The sequence below is a fragment of the Arthrobacter sp. TMT4-20 genome, assembly GCF_054510775.1.
Genome location: NZ_JBTNDW010000031.1, coordinates 1 through 5,684 on the forward strand (window position 1 = coordinate 1; position 5,684 = coordinate 5,684).

3 rRNA genes are annotated in these 5,684 nt (G+C 55.0%); all 3 read right to left on the reverse strand.

Annotated features, from left to right (window positions below):
* Positions 1-43: 43 nt before the first annotated feature.
* A 5S ribosomal RNA gene (gene rrf / locus ACX80Z_RS15805) occupies positions 44-160 on the reverse strand.
* Between the two features lie 207 nt (positions 161-367).
* A 23S ribosomal RNA gene (locus ACX80Z_RS15810) occupies positions 368-3,532 on the reverse strand.
* 531 nt (positions 3,533-4,063) lie between these two features.
* Positions 4,064-5,590: ribosomal RNA gene (locus tag ACX80Z_RS15815) — 16S ribosomal RNA — on the reverse strand.
* The 16S, 23S and 5S rRNA genes sit together here, the layout of an rRNA operon.
* Positions 5,591-5,684 lie beyond the last annotated feature (94 nt).

Consider the following 5,684-nt stretch of genomic DNA (forward strand, 5'->3'; position numbering starts at 1 on the left):
TGCGAAAGGCCCCACCGGTGGTGGGGCCTTTCGTCTAATGGTTGTCCGGCGGTGTCCTACTCTCCCACACTCTCTCGGGTGCAGTACCATCGGCGCTGTGGGTCTTAGCTTCCGGGTTCGGAATGGGACCGGGCGTTTCCCCCACGCTGTGACCGCCGTAACCCTTTTACCCGTTCCCCTGCACTGGCTGTGTGAGCCGTGTGGGGTGGGAAGTTTTTTTGGTTACAACTTGAACAGTATATACCTGTATTGTGTTGTGTTTTTTGGTTCCTGTTGTTGGTTGGGAACCGCATAGTGGACGAAAGCAGCATATCTTTACACCATCCTTGGTGTGAACGTCTTTTGATGCCGTTCACGGGTGGTGTGTGTGGTGTAAGTTATCGGCTTATTAGTACCGGTCAGCTTCACAAGTCGTTAGTCCTTGCTTCCACGTCCGGCCTATCAACCCAGTGGTCTGGCTGGGGGCCTCTCACACAAATGTGTATGGAAATCTCATCTCGAAGCAGGCTTCCCGCTTAGATGCTTTCAGCGGTTATCCCATCCGAACGTAGCTAATCAGCGGTGCACTTGGCAGTACAACTGACACACCAGAGGTTCGTCCGTCCCGGTCCTCTCGTACTAAGGACAGCCCTTCTCAAATTTCCTGCGCGCGCAGCGGATAGGGACCGAACTGTCTCACGACGTTCTAAACCCAGCTCGCGTACCGCTTTAATGGGCGAACAGCCCAACCCTTGGGACCTACTCCAGCCCCAGGATGCGACGAGCCGACATCGAGGTGCCAAACCATGCCGTCGATATGGACTCTTGGGCAAGATCAGCCTGTTATCCCCGAGGTACCTTTTATCCGTTGAGCGACGGCCATTCCACAATGTACCGCCGGATCACTAGTCCCGACTTTCGTCCCTGCTTGAGATGTCTCTCTCACAGTCAAGCTCCCTTGTGCACTTACACTCGACACCTGATTGCCAACCAGGCTGAGGGAACCTTTGGGCGCCTCCGTTACTTTTTAGGAGGCAACCGCCCCAGTTAAACTACCCATCAGGCACTGTCCCTGACCCGGATTACGGGCCGAAGTTAGATATCCAGTATGACCAGAGTGGTATTTCAACGATGACTCCCCCTGAACTAGCGTCCAGGGTTCACAGTCTCCCACCTATCCTACACAAGCCACACCGAACACCAATACCAAACTATAGTGAAGGTCTCGGGGTCTTTCCGTCCTGCTGCGCGTAACGAGCATCTTTACTCGTAGTGCAATTTCGCCGAGCTTATGGTTGAGACAGCGGGGAAGTCGTTACTCCATTCGTGCAGGTCGGAACTTACCCGACAAGGAATTTCGCTACCTTAGGATGGTTATAGTTACCACCGCCGTTTACTGGGGCTTAAATTCCCAGCTTCGCACCCCGAAGGGCACTAACCGGTCCTCTTAACCTTCCAGCACCGGGCAGGAGTCAGTCCGTATACATCGTCTTGCGACTTCGCACGGACCTGTGTTTTTAGTAAACAGTCGCTTCCCCCTGGTCTCTGCGGCCCCACAACGCTCACAACAGCAAGTGTTGGTCACGGGTGAGGCCCCCCTTCTCCCGAAGTTACGGGGGCATTTTGCCGAGTTCCTTAACCATAATTCTCTCGATCGCCTTAGTATTCTCTACCTGATCACCTGTGTCGGTTTGGGGTACGGGCGGCTAAAACCTCGCGCCGATGCTTTTCTAGGCAGCATAGGATCACCGGATCCCCGCATAACGGGGCCCATCGGGTCTCAGAGACGGTATCAAAACCAGGACCACGGATTTGCCTATGGTCCCTCCTACATCCTTAGACCGGGGCAACCATCGCCCGGCCCGGCTACCTTCCTGCGTCACACCTGTTAATACGCTTACCTCCCAGGATCAGGTCCCGCGCTCCACCAAAAACCACGTCACCCCAAAGGGTGGGCAGTCAGGTATTGGGCGGTTAGTATCCCCTGCTCAGTATGGGCGGTTTTTCGCCGGTACGGGAATATCAACCCGTTGTCCATCGACTACGCCTGTCGGCCTCGCCTTAGGTCCCGACTTACCCAGGGCAGATTAGCTTGACCCTGGAACCCTTGATCATTCGGCGGACGGGTTTCTCACCCGTCTTTCGCTACTCATGCCTGCATTCTCACTCGTGTAGGCTCCACCGCTGGTTTACACCGCGACTTCACCGCCCACACGACGCTCCCCTACCACTCCAGACGCCTGAACTCAGGAGAACAAGTCTCCGGCTTAGCTAATATCTGAAATCCACAACTTCGGCGGTGTACTTGAGCCCCGCTACATTGTCGGCGCGGAATCACTTGACCAGTGAGCTATTACGCACTCTTTCAAGGATGGCTGCTTCTAAGCCAACCTCCTGGTTGTCTTCGCAACTCCACATCCTTTCCCACTTAGCACACGCTTAGGGGCCTTAGTTGGTGGTCTGGGCTGTTTCCCTCTCGACTATGAAGCTTATCCCCCACAGTCTCACTGCTGCGCTCTCACTTACCGGCATTCGGAGTTTGGCTGACGTCAGTAACCTTGTAGGGCCCATTAGCCATCCAGTAGCTCTACCTCCGGTAAGAAACACGCAACGCTGCACCTAAATGCATTTCGGGGAGAACCAGCTATCACGAAGTTTGATTGGCCTTTCACCCCTACCCACAGCTCATCCCCTCCATTTTCAACTGAAGTGGGTTCGGTCCTCCACGACGTCTTACCGTCGCTTCAACCTGGCCATGGGTAGATCACTTCGCTTCGGGTCTAGATCACGCCACTCACTCGCCCTATTCAGACTCGCTTTCGCTACGGCTTCCCCACACGGGTTAACCTCGCGACGTAACACTAACTCGCAGGCTCATTCTTCAAAAGGCACGCCATCACACCACCACCCCCGAAAGGATGGCAACGCTCTGACGGATTGTAGGCACACGGTTTCAGGTACTGTTTCACTCCCCTCCCGGGGTACTTTTCACCTTTCCCTCACGGTACTTGTCCGCTATCGGTCATCAAGGAGTATTTAGGCTTACCAGGTGGTCCTGGCAGATTCGCACGGGATTTCTCGGGCCCCGTACTACTTGGGATACTCTCCAAACGGCAGCACGCATTACGGTTACGGGACTTACACCCTCTCCGGCCGGCCTTTCAAGACCGTTCACCTATACGCCTGCACTCATTTCACTGATCCGGCAGAATCAGAACGGAAAGTCCCGCAACCCCAGTGATGCAACGCCCGCCGGCTATCACACACCACTGGTTTAGCCTCATCCGCGTTCGCTCGCCACTACTAACGGAATCACTATTGTTTTCTCTTCCTGTGGGTACTGAGATGTTTCACTTCCCCACGTTCCCTCCACGCACCCTATGTGTTCAGATGCGGGTCACCCGGTCCATCGCTGGCCAGGCGGGGTTTCCCCATTCGGAAATCCTGGGCTCACAGTCCGGTTATCGACTCCCCCAGGCTTATCGCAGATTCCCACGTCCTTCTTCGGCTCTTGATGCCAAGGCATCCACCGTGTGCCCTTAAAAACTTGACCACAAAAGATCAAAAAACATATCGAGAAAACCATGGCATCAAACTAAAAGTCTGAAACCAAGATTTTTTGAAATTGCTTCTTATTTTTAAGATGCTCTCGTCCACTATGCAGTTCTCAACCAACAACCCCACACCACCAACCAAAACCCCCAAACACGAGGATCCCGCTGCCATGGCAGGGAAAAACCAGAAACCCCAGCACCCCAACCCCCACAAACAACACCCCACCAACCCGACACGCCACAACGACGCACCAAACCAGCAGAACACTTGTCCACGACAATCAGAGCCCTGTTATTTCAGGACCCAACAGTGTGCCATACGATAACCCAATCACCACCAACCAGAACCATTTCCACACCACCAAAAGGCGATCGTACTCTGCAACCAGCCAGCGCCACCAGGCACCTATCCATTGATATTCCACCCTTGAGCAGCCCACCGCGGAACAAACGCCCGCGCAATAGGCCATACTCCTACGAACCCCACACCAACCACACAGGATCGGCGCGTCATTCGAGGTGCTCCTTAGAAAGGAGGTGATCCAGCCGCACCTTCCGGTACGGCTACCTTGTTACGACTTAGTCCCAATCGCCGGTCCCACCTTCGACAGCTCCCTCCCCACAAGGGGGTTAGGCCACCGGCTTCGGGTGTTACCAACTTTCGTGACTTGACGGGCGGTGTGTACAAGGCCCGGGAACGTATTCACCGCAGCGTTGCTGATCTGCGATTACTAGCGACTCCGACTTCATGAGGTCGAGTTGCAGACCTCAATCCGAACTGAGACCGGCTTTTTGGGATTAGCTCCACCTCACAGTATCGCAACCCTTTGTACCGGCCATTGTAGCATGCGTGAAGCCCAAGACATAAGGGGCATGATGATTTGACGTCGTCCCCACCTTCCTCCGAGTTGACCCCGGCAGTCTCCTATGAGTCCCCGCCATAACGCGCTGGCAACATAGAACGAGGGTTGCGCTCGTTGCGGGACTTAACCCAACATCTCACGACACGAGCTGACGACAACCATGCACCACCTGTAAACCGGCCGCAAGCGGCCAACACATCTCTGCGCTGTTCCAGTTCATGTCAAGCCTTGGTAAGGTTCTTCGCGTTGCATCGAATTAATCCGCATGCTCCGCCGCTTGTGCGGGCCCCCGTCAATTCCTTTGAGTTTTAGCCTTGCGGCCGTACTCCCCAGGCGGGGCACTTAATGCGTTAGCTACGGCGCGGAAAACGTGGAATGTCCCCCACACCTAGTGCCCAACGTTTACGGCATGGACTACCAGGGTATCTAATCCTGTTCGCTCCCCATGCTTTCGCTCCTCAGCGTCAGTTAATGCCCAGAGACCTGCCTTCGCCATCGGTGTTCCTCCTGATATCTGCGCATTTCACCGCTACACCAGGAATTCCAGTCTCCCCTACATCACTCTAGTCTGCCCGTACCCACCGCAGATCCGGAGTTAAGCCCCGGACTTTCACGGCAGACGCGACAAACCGCCTACGAGCTCTTTACGCCCAATAATTCCGGATAACGCTTGCGCCCTACGTATTACCGCGGCTGCTGGCACGTAGTTAGCCGGCGCTTCTTCTGCAGGTACCGTCACTTTCGCTTCTTCCCTACTGAAAGAGGTTTACAACCCGAAGGCCTTCATCCCCCACGCGGCGTCGCTGCATCAGGCTTGCGCCCATTGTGCAATATTCCCCACTGCTGCCTCCCGTAGGAGTCTGGGCCGTGTCTCAGTCCCAGTGTGGCCGTCCACCCTCTCAGGCCGGCTACCCGTCGTCGCCTTGGTAGGCCATTACCCCACCAACAAGCTGATAGGCCGCGAGTCCATCCAAAACCGCAATAAAGCTTTCCACCAACATGGCATGCGCCAGAAGGTCATATCCAGTATTAGACCCGGTTTCCCAGGCTTATCCCAGAGTCAAGGGCAGGTTACTCACGTGTTACTCACCCGTTCGCCACTAATCCCCCAGCAAGCTGGGATCATCGTTCGACTTGCATGTGTTAAGCACGCCGCCAGCGTTCATCCTGAGCCAGGATCAAACTCTCCGTAAATGCATTACAGACACGCACCCACCACCAGGAAAAACCAGTAAACAGGCACGCGCAAAATTCGAAACCAGCCAAAAACAACCACACAACACCACGG